The organism is Sinorhizobium sp. BJ1 (assembly GCF_002531555.1).
GTDB lineage: Bacteria > Pseudomonadota > Alphaproteobacteria > Rhizobiales > Rhizobiaceae > Sinorhizobium > Sinorhizobium fredii_B.
In genome coordinates this window covers 238,867-253,847 of the sequence record NZ_NWTH01000001.1, presented here as the reverse complement: position 1 = coordinate 253,847, position 14,981 = coordinate 238,867, and the positions used below count along the sequence as shown (strand labels likewise).

The 14,981-nt window shown below is 62.3% G+C and carries 17 protein-coding genes; 9 read left to right on the top strand and 8 right to left on the bottom strand.

The window, feature by feature from the left end:
* Nucleotides 1–26: 26 nt before the first annotated feature.
* From lspA to CO676_RS01300, 3 genes are read right to left on the bottom strand one after another with little or no spacing between them, the layout of a single operon-like run.
* Complete coding sequence (gene lspA / locus CO676_RS01310; RefSeq protein WP_097519397.1) at nucleotides 27–527, bottom strand: signal peptidase II; 501 nt, start codon at nucleotides 525–527, stop codon at nucleotides 27–29.
* On the bottom strand, nucleotides 527–1,384 hold the full coding sequence (locus CO676_RS01305; protein WP_097519396.1) for an RNA methyltransferase: 858 nt from the start codon (nucleotides 1,382–1,384) through the stop codon (nucleotides 527–529). The genes lspA and CO676_RS01305 overlap by 1 nt, the downstream gene beginning before the upstream one ends.
* Entirely contained in the window at nucleotides 1,381–2,505 is a 1,125-nt protein-coding gene (locus CO676_RS01300) for a class I SAM-dependent rRNA methyltransferase (RefSeq protein ID WP_097519533.1), read from the bottom strand. The genes CO676_RS01305 and CO676_RS01300 overlap by 4 nt, the downstream gene beginning before the upstream one ends.
* A gap of 193 nt (nucleotides 2,506–2,698) precedes the next feature.
* Here CO676_RS01300 and CO676_RS01295 point away from each other — a divergent pair, with 193 nt between their 5' ends.
* Nucleotides 2,699–3,151 carry a carbon monoxide dehydrogenase subunit G gene (locus CO676_RS01295; protein ID WP_097519395.1) on the top strand — a complete coding sequence of 151 codons (453 nt, stop codon included), beginning with the start codon at nucleotides 2,699–2,701 and terminating at the stop codon, nucleotides 3,149–3,151.
* 24 nt (nucleotides 3,152–3,175) lie between these two features.
* Here CO676_RS01295 and CO676_RS01290 read toward each other — a convergent pair whose 3' ends face one another.
* The 3 genes from CO676_RS01290 to sppA form a co-directional block, all read right to left on the bottom strand.
* Nucleotides 3,176–3,517: a hypothetical protein gene (locus CO676_RS01290; RefSeq protein WP_014760830.1), complete on the bottom strand. Its 342-nt coding sequence runs from the start codon at nucleotides 3,515–3,517 to the stop codon at nucleotides 3,176–3,178.
* A 121-nt stretch (nucleotides 3,518–3,638) separates the two neighbouring features.
* Nucleotides 3,639–3,941, bottom strand: a complete 303-nt coding sequence (locus CO676_RS01285) for an integration host factor subunit beta (protein ID WP_014760829.1) — start codon at nucleotides 3,939–3,941, stop codon at nucleotides 3,639–3,641.
* A 121-nt stretch (nucleotides 3,942–4,062) separates the two neighbouring features.
* Nucleotides 4,063–5,022, bottom strand: coding sequence for a signal peptide peptidase SppA (gene sppA / locus CO676_RS01280; protein ID WP_097519394.1), 960 nt, complete (start codon nucleotides 5,020–5,022; stop codon nucleotides 4,063–4,065).
* A gap of 259 nt (nucleotides 5,023–5,281) precedes the next feature.
* Here sppA and lptC point away from each other — a divergent pair, with 259 nt between their 5' ends.
* The 8 genes from lptC (at nucleotide 5,282) to CO676_RS01240 (ending at nucleotide 12,734) form a co-directional block, all read left to right on the top strand.
* On the top strand, nucleotides 5,282–5,950 hold the full coding sequence (gene lptC / locus CO676_RS01275; protein ID WP_097519393.1) for an LPS export ABC transporter periplasmic protein LptC: 669 nt from the start codon (nucleotides 5,282–5,284) through the stop codon (nucleotides 5,948–5,950).
* 14 nt (nucleotides 5,951–5,964) lie between these two features.
* A complete protein-coding gene (locus tag CO676_RS01270; protein WP_097519392.1) occupies nucleotides 5,965–6,525 on the top strand; it encodes an LptA/OstA family protein in 561 nt (186 codons plus the stop codon).
* Between the two features lie 14 nt (nucleotides 6,526–6,539).
* Entirely contained in the window at nucleotides 6,540–7,352 is an 813-nt protein-coding gene (gene lptB / locus CO676_RS01265; protein WP_041414872.1) for an LPS export ABC transporter ATP-binding protein, read from the top strand.
* 140 nt (nucleotides 7,353–7,492) lie between these two features.
* The gene (gene rpoN / locus CO676_RS01260) at nucleotides 7,493–9,055 is read left to right on the top strand and encodes an RNA polymerase factor sigma-54 (RefSeq protein WP_014760824.1); all 1,563 of its coding nucleotides are present in this window, start codon (nucleotides 7,493–7,495) and stop codon (nucleotides 9,053–9,055) included.
* Nucleotides 9,056–9,245: 190 nt separating this feature from the next.
* Nucleotides 9,246–9,818: a ribosome-associated translation inhibitor RaiA gene (gene raiA, locus CO676_RS01255; RefSeq protein ID WP_014760823.1), complete on the top strand. Its 573-nt coding sequence runs from the start codon at nucleotides 9,246–9,248 to the stop codon at nucleotides 9,816–9,818.
* A 174-nt stretch (nucleotides 9,819–9,992) separates the two neighbouring features.
* Nucleotides 9,993–10,457 carry a PTS IIA-like nitrogen regulatory protein PtsN gene (ptsN, locus tag CO676_RS01250; RefSeq protein ID WP_014760822.1) on the top strand — a complete coding sequence of 155 codons (465 nt, stop codon included), beginning with the start codon at nucleotides 9,993–9,995 and terminating at the stop codon, nucleotides 10,455–10,457.
* 263 nt (nucleotides 10,458–10,720) lie between these two features.
* Nucleotides 10,721–11,488: an SDR family NAD(P)-dependent oxidoreductase gene (locus CO676_RS01245; protein ID WP_014760821.1), complete on the top strand. Its 768-nt coding sequence runs from the start codon at nucleotides 10,721–10,723 to the stop codon at nucleotides 11,486–11,488.
* A gap of 10 nt (nucleotides 11,489–11,498) precedes the next feature.
* Nucleotides 11,499–12,734, top strand: a complete 1,236-nt coding sequence (locus CO676_RS01240; protein WP_014760820.1) for a D-arabinono-1,4-lactone oxidase — start codon at nucleotides 11,499–11,501, stop codon at nucleotides 12,732–12,734.
* A 262-nt stretch (nucleotides 12,735–12,996) separates the two neighbouring features.
* Here CO676_RS01240 and grpE read toward each other — a convergent pair whose 3' ends face one another.
* Both grpE and hrcA read right to left on the bottom strand, forming a co-directional pair.
* On the bottom strand, nucleotides 12,997–13,620 hold the full coding sequence (gene grpE / locus CO676_RS01235; RefSeq protein ID WP_014760819.1) for a nucleotide exchange factor GrpE: 624 nt from the start codon (nucleotides 13,618–13,620) through the stop codon (nucleotides 12,997–12,999).
* 158 nt (nucleotides 13,621–13,778) lie between these two features.
* Nucleotides 13,779–14,858 carry a heat-inducible transcriptional repressor HrcA gene (gene hrcA / locus CO676_RS01230; RefSeq protein WP_014760818.1) on the bottom strand — a complete coding sequence of 360 codons (1,080 nt, stop codon included), beginning with the start codon at nucleotides 14,856–14,858 and terminating at the stop codon, nucleotides 13,779–13,781.
* Nucleotides 14,859–14,981 lie beyond the last annotated feature (123 nt).

Below are 14,981 nucleotides of genomic sequence, written 5' to 3'. Positions count from 1 at the left end.
GCCTTCCGAATGGCTTCAACAGACTTCTAAAGTTTTAGCGACCGCGTTCTTTTCGCCTGCAGAAGCTCGTCGAGAACGATCGCCCCGGCGCCGACGGTGATGAAGCTATCGGCAAGATTGAAGACCGCAAAGGACCAGCTGGTGGTGTGAAACAGGATGTAGTCGATGACATAGCCGAAAAGCAGCCGGTCGACGAGGTTGCCGAGCGCGCCGGCAATAATCATCGCATAGCCTAGATGGGCGAAAAACCGGTCCTTCGGCGTGCGGCGCCACAGCCAGAGCACGAAGCCGACCACGGCCAGACGGATGCCGACGATGAACCAGCCTTCCATTCCCGAGAGCATCGAGAAGGCGACACCGAAATTATAAGTCCGGTAGAGGGCCAGCATCGGGACGACCGGCACCGCCTCCTGGAAGGGCAGGAACGCTTCCACCAGATATTTGACGGCCTGGTCGGCAACGATCGCGACGAGGATGAAGAGCGCGATCGGCAGCGGCCGGGAAAACAGGGTGTTGCGTTCGCTCATCAGCGGGCATCCATCGACAGAAGGTGGCGGCGCGCTTCGAACAGCATGATGCCGGTGGCAATCGCCAGATTGAGCGAGTCGGCGCGTCCAGCCTGGGGAATGCGTGCCAGCGCGGCGGCTTCGCGGGCGAGTTCGACCGGCAGGCCGGCCTGCTCGTTGCCCATCAGCAGGACGACCGGCTTCGACCGGTAGTCGATGGTGCGGTAGTCGACGGAGCCCGCCAGATGCGTCGCCACCACCTGGACCCCCGCCGAACTCTGCCAGCGGATGAAATCCTCGACGCTGGTCCGGACGATCGGCATGGCGAAGACGGAGCCCATCGTCGCCCGCACGGTTTCGAGCGAGAAAGGATCGGTGGTCTCGCCAATCAGGATGATGCCCGACGCCCCCGCGGCGTCTGCCGTGCGGATGATCGTGCCGAGATTGCCCGGATCGCGCACCCGGTCGAGCGCCACATAGGTCTGGTCCTCCCCGGGACGGATATCCTTCAGCGGGTGGTAGCGCTGCTCGAAGATGCCGACCACCATCTGCGGGTTGTCGCGGCGGGTGATCGTCGAGATCACCTTCTCGTTAACCTCGAGGACGAGCCCGCCCTTTGCCACAGTCTTCGCCGCGACCTGCTCCACCTGCGGCTTGCCCTTGGCCCCCTTGGCATAGACGAGCGTCTTGATCTTCCAGCCGAGATCGAGCGCATCGATGACCAGCTTCAGCCCTTCGGCCATGAAGGAACGCGTCTCGTCGCGATGCTTCTTCTGGGCGAGCGCGCGGATATCCTTGATGATTGGATTGGTGAGGCTGGTGACCTCCTTCACCTGGCCGACGCGCGGCGTGCGGTGATCGCTTCTGTCAGAGTTCATTTGGGTACCCAGCGGCTGAAGAGGGAAGTGGAAAGCGCCCGCCCCGGCGCCTTGCCGTCGAGACCGCCCTCGCGGATGATGAGCTCGCCCGATTCCACCCGGCCGCCGCAGCCGCGCATCGTTTCGCGCATGAGCTCGTGGATCGAATAGAAGCTCGCGCGGATGGAATAGGCGGTCAGCACCAGGCCGCGGGCGTCTGGCGAGAGGATTTCGCGGCAAATGTCGAGCATCGCAGCCAGATGATCGAAGAGCTGCCAGACCTCGCCGTTCGGCCCGCGGCCGAACTTGGGAGGGTCAGTCAGAATGATATCGTAGCGGCTGCCGCGTCGTTCCTCGCGCTGGATGAACTTCATAGCGTCATCGCAGATCCAGCGGATCGGCAGTTTCTCGGCGCGCGCCATCGTCTGGTTCTCGCGCGCCCAGCCGATCGCCTTCTTCGAGGCGTCGACATGGGTCACCTCCGCGCCCGCCTTTGCGGCGATCAGCGAGGCGACGCCGGTATAGCCGAAAAGATTGAGCACCTTCAGCGGTCGGCCGGCCGACGCCACCTGGTCCTTCATCCACGACCAATGGGCAAGCTGTTCCGGGAAGACGCCGACATGGCGGAAAGACGTGAAGCGGCCGAGAAAATCCGTGTCGAGAAGCTGCATCGGCCAGGTTTCCCCCAGCGCCTCGTTCGGGAAGCGCCAGCGGCCCATGCCGTCCTCGTCGGTATCGCCGGTGAAGATCGCGTCCGCCCTCTCCCAGACGGCGGTCGGCAATGCTTTCGGCCACAGGGCCTGGGCCTCGGGCCGGACGATGCGATAGGGGCCGTATTGTTCCAGCTTCTCGCCGTCGCCGCTATCGATCAGATGATAGCCCGCGGTCGGCACCGTTTCGAGGATGAGCGGCACCGTCTCGGCCGGCTTCTCGCCGGTCCGCGGCTCTATGGCGCGCGCCGGCGCGCTCTCCTGTGCAGCCGGTCGCTGCAATTTCTGCGGCGGCGGCACGCCCTTGCCCTTCGGAGGGCCGCTCTTTGCCGGGAGATGCCCGTGCTCGTGACGACCGCCACGCGCTTCCGCGCCGCGTCCCCTTGCCGCCGTGACCGAGGCGTTCTTCGATCGCCGATCTTTTTCCTTCACGCGCTGACCCTTGGATTTTCGCTCGACCACCGGCACATCCGCTCTCGCCTACAATCAGACGGAATGCGCCGCGCCCGCGCGCCCGGATGGATGCGCGGCATGCTCAGTGCGTGCAATAGCATCGTGGATGCTATTGGCAAAGCCGTTTCCAGTCTGCGAAGATCGGTGGCGTCACCAGACGGGAGGAAGCTCTATGGACATCACTGGAGAGGAGCGGCTCGCGGCACGCCGCGAAGCGGTTTGGCAATGCCTGAACGACCCCGACATCCTGAGGCGATGCATCCCCGGATGCCAGGCGATCGAAGCGGTCTCGCCGACGGAACTCACTGCCGTCGTGAAGGTCAAGATCGGCCCGGTTTCGGCGACTTTCAACGGCACGGTCATGCTCTCCAACCTGAACCCGCCCGAGAGCTACAGGATATCGGGTGAAGGAAAGGGCGGCATCGCCGGCTTCGCCAAGGGTGGTGCGGATGTCACGCTTACCGAAGCAAGCGATGAAACGGTGCTGCGCTACGATGTCAAGGCCGAAGTCGGCGGCAAGCTCGCTCAGCTTGGCTCTCGCCTGATCGATTCGACGGCCAAGAAGCTCGCGCAGCAGTTCTTCGCCAATTTGAACCTCGCCGTCAGCGGCGAAGCGGCGGATTGAAACAGAAGCCTGCGCCGACACCCGTCAGTTCTGCGGTGCCGGCAGGTTCGTCTGCGCCAGCCTTTCGGCCTCGCTACGGTGCTTTTCAGCCTCGCGATGCCATTTCAGCGCCTCATGGGCCTCGTTGCGCGCGCGGCGGCGGTATTTTCCCTGGCTGAGCCAGACCGCGGCCGCTCCGAGGATCAGACCGACGGTAACCGCGAGAAACAGGAAGAGAAAAAAGGGCGCGGATACGGAAAGCACGCTGTCGGCCGTATCGAACGGATTGAGCGCCAGCGTGACGGTCTGGCGGTTGGCGACGCTCAAGGCGATGAGGATCACCGCCAGCGGTACGAGCACGACGATGTTGACGATTTTCTTGAACATGCACGGCTCCGGCTATGGCACCGGCTCGGAATGCTCTCAGGCGGGCACGGCGCGCAGATTGGAATGAAAGGGACGGTGCCGTTTTCGGAAAGCGGGCCGCCCTGGTCGCTGCGCCTCTCGTTCAGTCTTCATCCTTATCGTTCATGCCGGGATTGAGCCGCTCGCGCAGCTCCTTGCCGGTCTTGAAGAAGGGAACCCATTTTTCCTCGACGAAGACGGAATCGCCGGTGCGCGGGTTGCGGCCCGAGCGCGACGGCCGGTTCTTCACCGAGAAGGCACCGAAGCCGCGCAGTTCGACCCGGTTGCCGCCCGCGAGTGCATCAGTGATCTCATCGAGAACCGCATTGACGATATTTTCGACATCACGGTGATAGAGGTGCGGATTGCGCGCGGCCACAATCTGCACCAGTTCTGATTTGATCACTTTCGCCCCCTTGGATTTTTTGCTTTTCTGTCTGCTTTGTGACGCTTGGAAGGTCTCTCCGGACGCACCGAACTCGGTGCGGGCCTCATCGCGCCTCAGGGGCAGCCTGATGGCGCCTTCCTTATTGGGCATCAACCTGCCAAACCGAAACAAGACCGTCAAGAAACAACTTGTCGCCGCCGATCTTTTCGAGCCCGTTCATCGCCGGAAAAGCATCATATCCCAACAGCTTGAGCCAATGGGAGACGACCGTCGAAAGCCCGAACGGAAAGGAGCCGCCCGGTTCTTCCCAATCCACCACCGGCAGGTCCTTCGACACCTTGCGCTCGGCGAGGAAGGCCCTGATCTCGTCGTCTCCGCCGATCGTGTCGACGAGTTTTCCCTTGAGGGCCTGCCGCCCGGTGAAGATGCGACCATCGGCCAGCGCCAGCGCCTCCGGCCGCGGCAGCTTGCGCCGCTCGGCCACGAGATCGACGAACCAGTTGTAGCTGTCGTCGATCATCGTCTGGATCATCGCCCTCGCCTCCGAGCTCGGCGGGTGGAACGGCGATGGCTCGGCCTTCAGCGGCCGCGACTTTATCGACTCGAGCGACACACCAACCTTGTCCATCAATTGCTTGACCTGCGGATACTGGAAGATGACGCCGATGGAGCCGGTGATGGAGGTTTCGCCGGCGACGATGCGATCGCCGGCGAGCGCGATCAGGTAGCCGGCAGAGGCGGCGAGCGTCCTGACGTCGGCGACCACCGGCTTTTTGGCTGCGACCTTGCGGATCGCCTTGTAGAGCACTTCGCCGCCATAGGTGGTGCCGCCCGGCGACGATATGGTGACGATCAGAGCCTTGGCGGAATTATTGTCGGCGATCCTCTCCAGTCTCTCGACCAGTTCGCGGTCGTCCTGGATAAGCCCGGACACGGTAACGCGCGCGACGTGCTCGCGGGCCCGTTCGCTGACCTCGGTCCAGCCGGAGAATGCGATGAGCGCGAAGCCGCCCAGGACGAGAATGGCAGCTGCCGTCCAGCGCCAGAAGCTCAGCTTCCTGCGCAGGCTGCGGCGATCGGCAATGGCGAGTTCGTCCATGGGCATCTCCCAAATTTTGGCGCGGGTCCTGTCAGTTTCCTCAGGAACATGCTATCTGCGCCCGCGGTGGCAGGCTAGATAGGCGCGGCTGGCGGCCGAGGAAAGCCGAAATCCGCGTTTTTCGCAGCCCTTTCAAAGTTTTTGCCGCTCCATTGCCCGACGATAGCAGAATAACCATATTCGCCGTGACTTACGCCATTGCATGTAAATGCGGATCTTGCGGATATCGCAGGAACCCAACGGAACTGACGGACCCTTGATGCTGAACCAAGCGCGCTTCCCCGATATCTTCTCCGATTCGGGCACGAGCTCCGCGGATGCCTATGCATCGGCGGCGCGGCACTCCGCGCGGGTGAAGCGCCTGAAAGTCGTCTTGCCGCTCGCGGCCGGCGTGATTGCTCTCATCTTTGCAGCCGTTTCCTTCGTGCGCGCATTTCTGCCGGAAGACTTGCAGCTCGAAACCGCGACGATCGAAAACGGCAAGATCGTCATGCAGAATCCGGCGATTTCCGGCCGTAACCGGCAGGACATCAGCTATTCCATGAAGGCCCAGCGTGCGCTGCAGGACATCGCCAATCCGGATATCATCACGCTCGAGCAGATCCATGCCGAAATGCCGGTCAACGACACGCTGGTCGCTACGGTGGACGCAACAAGCGGCATTTACGATCGCGGCGGAAATACACTCGACATGAACGCCCCGTTCACTATTTCGATGAATAATGGCGTCAATGCCGATTTCCAGTCGGCTTATCTGGATATCGACGCCGGCGAAATGGAAACGAAACGCCCGATTGCCATCAGCATGAAGGGCGGATCGATCATTGCGCAGTCGCTGCGAATGACAGATAAGGGACGTGTTGTAACATTCGAAGGCATGGTCCGGGTCAATGTCGAACCCAGCGCCATCCGCAAGAACGCCAAATAGGACTTGGTGCACCCATGTCGGTCACTTCTACCGTTTCTTTTAAGGTATCTGCCACCCTGGCTGTCGCCGGGATCGGCGCTTTGATGATTGCATCCGGCGCCCTGGCGCAGGCCACATCCAGCCGCATGAAGGGCATGCAGCTTTCCAACGACAAGCCGATCCAGATCGAGAGCGACAAGCTCGAGATCAAGGATCCGGAAAGCAAGGCGATCTTCACCGGCAACGTGAAGGTCGTGCAGGGCACGACGACGCTGCAGGCCGGCAGCATGACTGTTTTTTACAAGACCGGCGGCGGCACGATCTCCGGCGGCAATGCCGATATCGACCGGATCGAGGTCAGCAAACAGGTTTTCCTGAATTCCGGTGTGCAGCAGGCGACCGCCGACACCGGCTCCTTCGACCTGACCCGGCAGACTCTGGTTCTCAAGGGCGACAAGGTCGTCCTGTCCGAGGGCAAGAACGTCTTCGTCGGCTGCCAGTTGAATGTGCAAATGGATACGGGCGAAGCCCAGCTCGAGGCCTGCGGCGGCCGCGTGCAGATTCAGCTCGATCCGCAGTCCCGCAAGCAGAATTGATGCAAGATTCGGACGTGCAGATTCCATTTTTTCCCAAACGCAAACGGGTCAAGAAGCCGTCGGCGGCAGCCGTTGCTGCGCGGCCGGTCGACAAGGCGCGCTATGATGGCACGCTGATCGCCCGCGGTCTGACAAAATCCTACCGCTCGCGGCGGGTCGTCAACGGCGTCTCGCTCGTCGTGCGGCGCGGCGAGGCGGTCGGTCTGCTGGGCCCGAACGGCGCCGGCAAGACCACCTGTTTCTACATGATCACCGGGCTGGTCCCGGTCGACGAGGGTTCGATCGAGATCAACGGCAACGACGTCACGACCATGCCCATGTACCGCCGGGCGCGGCTCGGGGTCGGCTACCTGCCGCAGGAAGCCTCGATCTTCCGTGGGCTGACGGTTGAGGAAAACATCCGCGCGGTGCTCGAAATCCACGACAAGAACGTCGATCGGCGCGAGAGCAAACTCAACGACCTGCTTGGCGAATTTTCGATCACGCATCTGCGCAAAGCGCCGGCCATCGCCCTTTCGGGCGGCGAACGCCGGCGCCTTGAAATCGCCCGCGCACTTGCGACCGATCCGACCTTCATGTTGCTCGACGAACCTTTCGCGGGCGTCGATCCGATCTCGGTCGCCGACATTCAGGCGCTGGTCCGGCATCTGACCTCGCGCGGCATCGGCGTCCTGATCACCGATCACAACGTGCGCGAAACGCTCGGACTGATCGATCGGGCCTACATCATCCATGCCGGCGAAGTGCTGACCCATGGGCGTGCCAACGACATCGTTACCAATCCGGATGTGCGCAGGCTCTATCTCGGCGATAATTTCAGCTTGTAGCGACGCGTGCAGGCGAATTGGCCGGCATACAACGCCTCGGCGCTTGACCAAATCTAACTTATAAGCAATTTTTGGGCCAATTAGAAAAATGGCCCGTCCACGCAAGACAGGCCGAGATTTGACGGGAGTTTCGCGCCTGCATGGCTTTGTCCGCCAGCCTTCACTTGCGACAGTCACAGTCGCTGGTCATGACGCCGCAACTGATGCAGTCGATCCAGCTGCTTCAGATGACGCATCTCGAGCTCGCCCAGTTCATTGCCCAGGAAGTCGAAAAGAACCCGCTGCTTGAATTTCAATCAGGCGAGGAGACGGGCTTCGGCTCGGATCGTGCCGAACGCGACGAGGCAGGCCTGGCCCCCGAGGCCGGCGGCGGGGCGGAGGAGCCGATCGGCCAGGGCGACCTCTACGACAGCGCTACTTCAAGCTCCAGCGAGCGGCTCAGCGAAGAACTCGACGCAGACTTTGCCAATGTCTTCCAGGACGACACGGCGCCGCAGCGCGCCGATGCGCCGGAACTGCTCGGCCAATGGAAATCGATGCCGGGCGCCGGCGGCAGCGACGACGGCGAGGGATACGATCTCGACGATTTCGTCGCCGGCCGGAAAACCCTGCGCGAGACCCTGCTCGAGCAAATCCCCTTTGCCCTTGGCGCCCCCTCCGATCGGCTGATCGCGCAGCATCTCATCGACCAGCTCGATGAGGCCGGTTATCTGCATGCGGAAATCGGGGAAACGGCGGCCAGGCTCGGTGCGAGCGCGGCAGATGTGACGCGCGTCCTTCTCGTGCTCCAGCAGTTCGATCCACCCGGCGTCTTCGCGCGCACGCTCAGCGAATGCCTCGCCATTCAATTGCGCTTGCGCAATCGCCTCGATCCGGCCATGGAGGCGCTTGTCGCCAATCTCGAGCTTCTGGCGCGCCGCGACTTCGCGACGCTCAAGAAGATCTGCGGGGTCGACGAGGAGGATCTCGTCGACATGCTCGCCGAAATCCGCAAGCTCGATCCGAAGCCGGGGACAAGCTTCGAGACCAGCGTCACCGAGGCGATCATACCCGACGTTATCGTCCGTTCAGCGCCAGACGGCGGCTGGCTGGTCGAGCTCAATCCCGACGCGCTGCCACGGGTTCTCGTCAATCACGCGTATTTTGCCGAGATCTCGCGCCACAGCCGGAAGAACAGTACCGATCAGACCTTCCTCAGCGAATGCATGCAAAACGCCAACTGGCTGACGCGCAGCCTCGACCAGCGCGCCAGGACGATCATGAAGGTCGCGAGCGAGATCGTCCGGCAGCAGGACGCCTTCCTGGTCCATGGCGTCGATCAACTGCGGCCGCTGAACCTCAGGATCGTCGCCGACGCGATCAAGATGCATGAATCGACGGTAAGTCGCGTCACCTCGAACAAGTATATGCTGACCCCCCGCGGCCTTTTCGAACTGAAGTATTTCTTCACCGTGTCGATCGGTTCGGCGGAGAACGGAGACGCCCATTCGGCCGAATCCGTCCGGCACCGCATCCGCACGATGATCAATCAGGAAAGTGCCGATGCGGTACTGTCCGACGACGATATCGTCGATATCCTCAAGCAAGCCGGCGTCGACATCGCGCGACGCACCGTCGCCAAATATCGCGAGGCAATGAACATCCCCTCCTCGGTCCAGCGGCGTCGCGAGAAGCGCGCTCTTGCCAAGGCGGCCGGGTTCTGATTGCGGTTTTTTCGCGGCGGCAATTGACTCCCCGCGGCGCAGACGATATGAGGCCGCCGCGAATTGCCGAGGCCACCACTCCACTTCGGCGGCTCTAGGCGGCCCGTCCTGGCCCTTGCTGAAACGCTTGGATGACGGAAGCGCTTGGAATAGACTGGATACGCAAGTCACGAACGAGAGAGGAAACTCCATGAGTGTGCGTGTATCCGGTAAACATATGGAAATCGGCGAATCGTTTCGCTCGCGCATAGGCGAGCAGGTCCGCGAGGCCGTAACCAAATATTTCGACGGAGGATATTCAAGCCAGGTCACTGTGGAAAAATCCGGCTCACGCTTCAGCGCCGACTGCAAGCTTCATCTCGATACGGGCGTGGTCTTGCAGGCGAATGGTCAGGCGAATGAGCCACAGGCGGCTTTTGACGCGGCCTCGGACCGCATTGAGAAGCGGCTCCGGCGCTACAAGCGCAAGCTCAAGGACCATCACAACGGCAATGGTCAGAATGCCGCCGAGGTGGCCTACATGGTAATGGACTCGGTGCCTTTCGAGGACGAGGAAGTTCCCGATGATTATGCACCGACCATCGTTGCCGAAACCACGAAACAACTGAGGACGATGTCCGTCGCCAACGCCGTCATGGCGCTCGACATGACGGACGAACCGGTGCTGATGTTTCGTACCCCCGGCAAGGAAGATCTGAACATCGTCTATCGGCGCAACGATGGAAATATTGGCTGGATCGACGCCGCCAATATCAAAAGATGAGTGGGATTGGGGAACGCCGGCACGGTCGGCCTTCCCCGCCGCTCCGATCGGCGGGCCGCCGGGAAAGCTCGATTTTCCTGTGCATGGGATCCGCCAGGCTAAAGATGGTTAGAGCCATTGCGGCATATTTGTGATCAAGTTGTCGGGCCCTAACCGGCGAACGAGGATAAAAGAATGGCATTGGCAGGCTTGCTGCATCAAAATGCGATCATCCCGGCCATGAGGGCCAACTCGAAAAAACAACTCCTTCTGGAATTGGCGGCAAGAGCATCGAAACTCACCGGTCTGCCGGAGCGGGAGATTTTCGACGTCATCCTGCAGCGCGAACGACTCGGTTCGACCGGCGTCGGCAACGGCATCGCCATCCCGCACGGAAAGCTCGGCAACCTTTCTTCGCTCATCGGCATCTTCGCCAGGCTCGATACGCCGGTGGACTTCGAGGCGCTCGACGACCAGCCGGTGGATCTCGTCTTCCTTCTGCTCGCGCCGGAGGGAGCCGGAGCCGATCATCTGAAAGCACTGTCGCGCATTGCGCGGGTGCTGCGCGACCACGACATGGTGACGCGAATCCGCGGGACCGACTCCGCAAGCGCCATCTACATGCTTCTCAACGAAGACACGACCTCGCACGCCGCGTGAGAAGCGGCCGCCAGGAGCGGCAAGGCTCATCTGAAAGCTCGGCCTACGCCGACGAGCGGCGATCGTGTTTCCGTCGGCTTGTCGACGCAACGCGGGCTGCGTGAGGCCGGATTGACCAAGTAATTCAAGCGTTACGCTGCTCCTCGCCAATCTCCGAAAGACTGCTGCCGCATATTCCGAGGGGCTATCGACAGTTTCCCCGCCGTCAACAATAATCCACCACAGCATCCGATCCACGACCGGGGATGCGGGAGGAGGACATCATGACGGGCAGGCTTGCGGGCAAGGTCGCGCTGATCAGCGGCGGCGCCGGTGGCTGCGGGCTGGCGGCGTCCCAGCTCTTCGCGCGCGAGGGCGCCAAGGTCGGCATTGTCGACCTGCCGAAAAGCAAGGGCGAGGAGGTTGCCGAGGCCATTCGCGCCGAGGGCGGGCAAGCCGTGTTCGCGGCCGCCGATGTCTCGGTCTCGGCCGAGGTCAGCGCCGCGGTGCGTACCGTCGAAGATGCTTTCGGTCCGATAACCGTCCTCTTCAACCATGCCGGCATTCTTGCCGTCGGTCCCTTCCTCGAAACGGAAGAGGAAGAGTGGGACCGGCTGATGGCGGTGAACGTGCGCAGCATGTTCCTGATGACCAAGGCGGTGCTTCCCGGGATGATCGGCGCCGGTGGCGGCAGCATCGTTTGCACCTCGTCGATTTCCGCGGTCGCGGCGACGCCGATGGAAGTGCTTTACGATACGACCAAGGGCGCGTGCCACATGTTCGCCCGGGCAATCGCCGTCGAGTTTCGCGACCGGGGCATTCGCTGCAATGCCGTCTGCCCCGGCTTCATCGCCACCGATCACGGCAAGCGCGAGGTCGCCGGCTTGAGCAAATACGGGGTCGACGTGTCCGAAGCGGCGATCGCCGCCCAGCAGGGGCGGATGTGCGATCCGATGGAGGTCGCCAACGCCGCCCTATTCCTGGCGTGCGACGAGTCGAGCTTCGTCAACGGCACGCACCTGTTCGTCGACAATTGCTTCACGGCTGTCTGAGGAGATAAGGATGCTGCAAGCGGGTGGTCATTGGCGCAACTGGGTCGGCAATCAGTCGTGTATCGTCCGTCACCGGGGCGTGCCGGGGAGCGAAGCGGAACTTGCCGAGATGGTGCGGCAAGCGACGTCGGCCGGTCTCAACGTGCGCTGCGCCGGCTCCGGCCACTCCTTCACGCCCGTCGCCTTGACCAGCGGCTTGCACCTGACGCTTTCCGGCATGCAGGGCGTAGCCAATATCGACCAGACGCGCAAACGCGTGTCGGTGAGTGCCGGGACGACGATCAACCAACTCGGCAAGGCGCTGAAATCGAACGGCCTGTCGCTCATCAACCAGGGCGATATCGACAGCCAGGCGCTGGCCGGCGCGCTGACCACCGGCACGCACGGCACCGGCGCGGCGCTCGGCAACATGGCGTCGCAGATCGTCGGCATGCGCCTCGTCCAGCCGGACGGCTCGATCCTCGTCGTCGACGAGACGACCCCGGATCTCTTGGAGGCGTCCCGCGTCTCCGTCGGCATGCTGGGGGTCATCTCAGAAATCACGCTGCAGGTGATGGACAGCTACAACCTGCACGAAAAGCTCTGGCGCTGCGACTTCGACGAGTGCATGGAGCAGCATGACGAACTCGCCGCCAAGCACCGTCATTTCGGCTTCTTCTGGTGCCCGGTTCCCGAAAGCCGTCATTGCTACTGCCTTCCAGATACGTCGTCCGTCTCGACGACGGAGAAGACCGCCGACGTCTGCGAAATGAAGGTGATCGACATCACCGATCGGCCGCCGATGGATGACGCCTTCGAACGGATCGCCTATTCCTCGGAAATCTACCCGATCGAATATGTCCCCAACTTCCACGAGCTCGAATATGCGGTGCCGGTCGCGCACGGCAAGGAGGCCGTCAAGGCCGTGCGCAAGCTGATGCTCGAAAAGCACCCGACCTGCATCTATCCGATCGAATACCGCTTCACCGCCGGCGATTCCGGCTGGATCAGCCCGTTCTACGAGCAGGACTCGATCACGCTCTCCGTTTCCGGCGAGCCCGGCACCGACTATTGGGACTACCTGAAGGACGTCGACACGATCCTGCGCCAATACGGCTCGCGGCCGCATTGGGGCAAGCTGCACTTCCTCGGCGCCGAAGACGTGACGGCGCTCTATCCGCGCTCCGGCGATTTTCGGGCGCTAAGGGCGAAGGTCGACCCGGAATGTCGGTTTCTAAACGACCACCTACGGCAGCTCTTTGCCTAGGGCAACCCAATCTGGCTGGCGAGCATGCCGTTGAATTCAGCGGTTCGGCGGTTTGCAAACTCGCTGTCGGGCGGGCCTTTGCTTCTGGCCAATCTCCCTCCTCGTGGGGGAGATTGCCCGGCAGGCAGAGGGGGTATCGACCCCTTTTCCGACTTCAGCGGCAGCAATCGGATCGGATTTCCGCCTTAGCTCCAAATAGGCAAACGCCGCGCATCCGGGGAAGGCGCGGCGCTCTTTTCATAGTCTTAATCCGCGTCCGCCGTCAGGCGGCGGGCGTTTCGCTTTCCGCTGCGGCGACCTTCGGGCCGCCCTTGGCGACACCGACCATGGCCGGGCGCAGGACTCGTTCGCCGATCGTGTAGCCGGCCTGGACGACCTGAACGACCGTGTTGTTCGGGACCTCGGCGTTCGGAACTTCGAACATGGCCTGATGGAAGTTCGGATCGAACCTCTGGCCGGTCGGGTCCAACTGCTTCACGCCGTGGCGCTCGAGCGCCGCCAACATGGAGCGTTCGGTCATTTCGACGCCTTCGATGAGCGCCATGAGGCCGGCATCGCCGGATTCCCTCGCCTCGGCCGGAATGGCCTCCAGCGCGCGGCGCAGATTGTCGGACACGGCCAGCATGTCGCGCGCGAAACCGGCAACGGAATAGGACTTTGCGTCCTTCACCTCGCGCTCGGTGCGGCGGCGCAGATTGTCCATCTCGGCGGCGAGGCGAAGATATTTGTCACGCAGCTCCGCACTTTCCGCCTTGGCGAGCTCCAGCGCATCGGGCGCAGCGGCGGAAGCATCGGCTTCCGGCGCTTCCGCTTCCGGCGCGGCCGTCGTTACAGTCTCTTCCGGCGCTGCAGCCTCAGGTCCGTTCTTGTTCGTTTCGTCGGTCATGACGTTCTCCGAATGTCTTCTCATTGATGTGTTCGGTATCATCAAACCAGCGGAAGTCGCTTTGCTTGAACGCTCTGTTGCCTGGATTTGAAGCCGATATCGAGGTTTGGGCCCGAAAAATCAAGGGTCCAATCGGTCTATCGCCCAAAAGGATTCGCTCAGCGCGATAGGCGCGACATCAGCTGGGCAGTGTAATCCACCATAGGGACGATCCGCGAATAGTTGAGCCGCGTCGGTCCGATGACCCCGACGGCGCCGATGATCCGGTCGTCGCTGTCGCGATAGGGGGCGACGATCAGCGACGATCCGGAGAGCGAAAACAGCTTGTTTTCCGAGCCGATGAAGATGCGCACTCCGGGGCCGCTTTCTGCAAGATTGAGGAGTTCGATCAGGCTGTCCTTCTTTTCGAGATCGTCGAACAGCATGCGCAGCCGTTCGATGTCCTCGGTTCCTTCCAGGCCCTCGAGCAGATTGGCACGGCCGCGAACGATGAGTCGTGCCGGCTTCTCGTCGCCCTCGCTGCCCGACCAGATCGCAAGCCCCCGCTCGACCAGATCCTGCGACAGCGCGTCGAGTTCGCCGCGCACGGTCTGCTTGACCTTCTCGAGTTGGGACCGCAGTTCGGGGATGGTCTGCCCGGCAAGATGGGCATTGACGAAGTTCGCCGCTTCGGTGAGCTGTGCGCTGGTGACGCCCGCCGGCAGCTCGATGATGCGGTTCTCCACCTGGTCGTGCTCGCCGACGAGAACGGCAAGCGCCTTGGTCGGGGCGAGGCGGATGAATTCGACATGCTTCAGCACCGGATCGCTTTTCGTCGTGATGACGAGGCCGGCGCCGCGGGACATGCCGGAAAGCATCTGGCTTGCCTCGGCAAGAAGGCTGTCGATCGGCTGATCACGTTCTGCACGCCGCACCTGCCGCTCGATCGAGGTCCGCTCTTCGGGGGAAAGACTGCCGACCTGCATGAAAGCATCGACAAAGAAGCGCAATCCCGTCTGGGTCGGCAACCGTCCTGCGCTGACATGAGGGGAATAGATGAGCCCCAGACCCTCGAGATCGCTCATGACATTGCGCACCGAGGCCGGCGACAGCGACATCGGCAGGAGCCGCGAGAGATTGCGGGACCCGAGCGGCTCGCCGCTTTCCAGATAGGTCTCCACGATGCGGCGGAAGATCTCGCCGGAGCGCTCATCCAGCGTCGATGCGACCCCCTTCGTTTCAGGGTTGCGCAGTACCATGTCACTCCATGCAAACAGCCGTTCGTGTCCCCGCAGAATATAGTGGCCAGCGGGGACAATGGCAAAAGGGAAAAATCACCGCCCTGTCCCGATACGAACCGGTTCCCTTTACCCCCGCCATGA

Excerpts from the sequence above, each read along its gene's own strand:
- CO676_RS01245 (WP_014760821.1), top strand. The coding sequence starts at position 10,721 with ATGACGGGCAGGCTTGCGGGCAAGGTCGCGCTGATCAGCGGCGGCGCC.
- grpE (WP_014760819.1), bottom strand. The coding sequence starts at position 13,620 with ATGACCGACGAAACGAACAAGAACGGACCTGAGGCTGCAGCGCCGGAA.
- raiA (WP_014760823.1), top strand. The coding sequence starts at position 9,246 with ATGAGTGTGCGTGTATCCGGTAAACATATGGAAATCGGCGAATCGTTT.
- CO676_RS01270 (WP_097519392.1), top strand. The coding sequence starts at position 5,965 with ATGTCGGTCACTTCTACCGTTTCTTTTAAGGTATCTGCCACCCTGGCT.
- CO676_RS01295 (WP_097519395.1), top strand. The coding sequence starts at position 2,699 with ATGGACATCACTGGAGAGGAGCGGCTCGCGGCACGCCGCGAAGCGGTT.
- ptsN (WP_014760822.1), top strand. The coding sequence starts at position 9,993 with ATGGCATTGGCAGGCTTGCTGCATCAAAATGCGATCATCCCGGCCATG.
- sppA (WP_097519394.1), bottom strand. The coding sequence starts at position 5,022 with ATGGACGAACTCGCCATTGCCGATCGCCGCAGCCTGCGCAGGAAGCTG.
- lptC (WP_097519393.1), top strand. The coding sequence starts at position 5,282 with ATGCTGAACCAAGCGCGCTTCCCCGATATCTTCTCCGATTCGGGCACG.
- CO676_RS01240 (WP_014760820.1), top strand. The coding sequence starts at position 11,499 with ATGCTGCAAGCGGGTGGTCATTGGCGCAACTGGGTCGGCAATCAGTCG.
- rpoN (WP_014760824.1), top strand. The coding sequence starts at position 7,493 with ATGGCTTTGTCCGCCAGCCTTCACTTGCGACAGTCACAGTCGCTGGTC.
- CO676_RS01290 (WP_014760830.1), bottom strand. The coding sequence starts at position 3,517 with ATGTTCAAGAAAATCGTCAACATCGTCGTGCTCGTACCGCTGGCGGTG.
- CO676_RS01305 (WP_097519396.1), bottom strand. The coding sequence starts at position 1,384 with ATGAACTCTGACAGAAGCGATCACCGCACGCCGCGCGTCGGCCAGGTG.
- hrcA (WP_014760818.1), bottom strand. The coding sequence starts at position 14,858 with ATGGTACTGCGCAACCCTGAAACGAAGGGGGTCGCATCGACGCTGGAT.
- lspA (WP_097519397.1), bottom strand. The coding sequence starts at position 527 with ATGAGCGAACGCAACACCCTGTTTTCCCGGCCGCTGCCGATCGCGCTC.